General features: G+C 74.4%; 1 protein-coding gene and 1 pseudogene. Both read left to right on the top strand.

The features are described from left to right. Positions 1 to 131: pseudogene (locus RIF68_RS34305) on the top strand (response regulator); the annotation flags it as partial. 113 nt (positions 132 to 244) lie between these two features. Beyond that, the coding region (locus RIF68_RS34300; RefSeq protein WP_309055383.1) for a DNA translocase FtsK at positions 245 to 2,411 on the top strand (2,167 nt) is incomplete at its 3' end.

The raw sequence follows: 2,411 nt of genomic DNA, 5'->3' as shown, positions 1-2,411 counted from the left end.
ACGACTCCGCGGACGCGGCGGCCGTCGCCACCGCCGCCCACCTGGAGCGCAAGCTCACCGGGCTGCGCCGGGCATTGGACGCGCTGGAGCCGGGCACGGGCGGCGCGCCCTCGATGCCCGCCCAGAATTGACGTACCGTCAAGGGCGGTCGGGCCGTTGATCCGGCGTCAGCTTCCCGTCCCCGCAAGGACGACACGTTCGGGTGAGGCGGACAGCCCGACGCTCCACCGGTAACCTCAGCACCATGGCTTCACGTACGTCCGGCAAGGGTTCCCAGGGCACGGCGGGCACCGCACAACCGCGCGCCGGCCGGACGACGGGTGCCGCCAGGAAGGCGGCGCCCGCGAAGTCCCCGGTCAGGACCGGGAAGGCGGCGGCGAAGACCCCCGCCAAACCGGCCGCGAAGAAGACGGCGGCCAAGAAGGCGGCACCCGCCAGGCGCCCGCCCGCCCGGAAGAACGCGGCGAGGAAGGCCCCGCCCCGCCCCGCGCCCTCCCCGACCGGCGGGCTCTACCGGCTCGTCCGGGGCATCTGGCTGGGCCTCGCCCACGCCGTCGGGGCGATGTTCCGGGGGATAGGGCGCGGTGCCAAGGGGCTCGACCCGGCCCACCGCAAGGACGGTCTCGCGCTGCTCCTCCTCGGCCTGGCGCTGATCGTCGCCGCCGGCACCTGGTCCCACCTCCGGGGCCCGGTCGGCGACCTGGTCGAGATGCTGGTGACCGGCGCCTTCGGACGGCTGGACCTGCTGGTGCCGCTGCTCCTCGGCGCGGTCGCGGTGCGGCTCATCCTCCACCCCGAGAAGCCCGAGGCCAACGGCCGTATCGTCATCGGACTCACCGCGCTGGTCGTCGGCGTCCTCGGGCAGGTCCACATCGCCTGCGAGTCCCCGGGACGCGGGGACGGCACCGAGGCCATGCAGGACGCGGGCGGCCTCATCGGCTGGGCGGCCTCCAAGCCGCTCGTCTTCATGATGGGCGAGGTCCTCGCGGTCCCGCTGCTCGTCCTGCTCACAATCTTCGGCCTGCTGGTGGTCACCGCCACGCCGGTCGCCGCCATCCCGCAGCGGCTGCGCGCGCTCGGCGCCCGGCTCGGCATCGTCGAGGCCGCCGGTGCCCCGGCCGCCGCCGAGTACCGGGGATACGAGGAGTACGACGAGGAGTGGCGGGAGGCCGCGCCCCGCGACCCCCGCCCCGTGCGGCGCAGGGCGGCCGGTCCGGCCGAGCCGTACGACGTGGACCGGGCCGAGGAGGAGGCGCTCGGCCGTCGCCCCCGGGCGCCCCGCCGCCCCGCCGAGCGTCTCGCCCCCGGCCACGGCATGGACCCGGTCGACGTGGCCGCCGCCGCGGCCGCGGCGCTCGACGGTGCCGTCCTCAACGGCATGCCGCCGTCTCCGCTCGTCGCCGACCTCACCCGGGACGTCACCGCCGAACGGGCCGCCGCCAAGGCCGCCGGCCCGGACACCGGGGCTGCCGAACCGGCCGCCCCGCCGAACGTGCCCACGGCCCGGGGCGGCGAGAAGCGCCCGGGCGGAGCCGTACCGGACCTGACCAAGCCCGCGCCCGAACCGACCGAGCTGCCCGCCCGGGCCGAGCAGCTCCAGCTGTCCGGCGACATCACGTACGCCCTGCCGCCGCTCGACCTGCTCGAACGCGGCGGGCCGGGCAAGACCCGCAGCGCCGCCAACGACGCCGTGGTCGACGCGCTCACCACCGTCTTCGCCGAGTTCAAGGTGGACGCGGCCGTCACCGGCTTCACCCGGGGCCCGACGGTCACGCGGTACGAGGTCGAGCTCGGGCCCGCCGTGAAGGTCGAGAAGATCACCGCCCTGACGAAGAACATCGCCTACGCGGTGGCCTCGCCGGACGTGCGGATCATCTCCCCGATCCCCGGCAAGTCCGCGGTCGGCATCGAGATCCCGAACAGCGACCGCGAGATGGTGAACCTCGGGGACGTGCTGCGCCTCGCCGACGCGGCGGGCGACGACCATCCGATGCTCGTCGCGCTCGGCAAGGACGTCGAGGGCGGCTACGTGATGGCCAACCTGGCGAAGATGCCGCACGTCCTGGTCGCCGGTGCCACCGGCTCCGGCAAGTCCTCGTGCATCAACTGCCTCATCACCTCGGTGATGATAAGAGCGACCCCCGAGGACGTCCGGATGGTGCTGGTCGACCCCAAGCGGGTCGAGCTCACCGCCTACGAGGGCATCCCGCACCTGATCACCCCGATCATCACCAACCCCAAGCGGGCCGCCGAGGCCCTCCAGTGGGTGGTGCGCGAGATGGATCTGCGCTACGACGACCTGGCCGCCTTCGGCTTCCGGCACATCGACGACTTCAACCAGGCGGTCCGCGACGGCAAGGTGAAGCCGCCGCCCGGCAGCGAGCGGGAGCTGCAGCCCTACCCGTACCTCC

Origin of the sequence: Streptomyces sp., assembly GCF_031178505.1 — a bacterium.
GTDB classification, from domain to species: domain Bacteria; phylum Actinomycetota; class Actinomycetes; order Streptomycetales; family Streptomycetaceae; genus Streptomyces; species Streptomyces gulbargensis.
The sequence above is the reverse complement of the archived record's forward strand: the minus strand, read 5'-3'. Positions and strand labels throughout refer to the sequence as shown.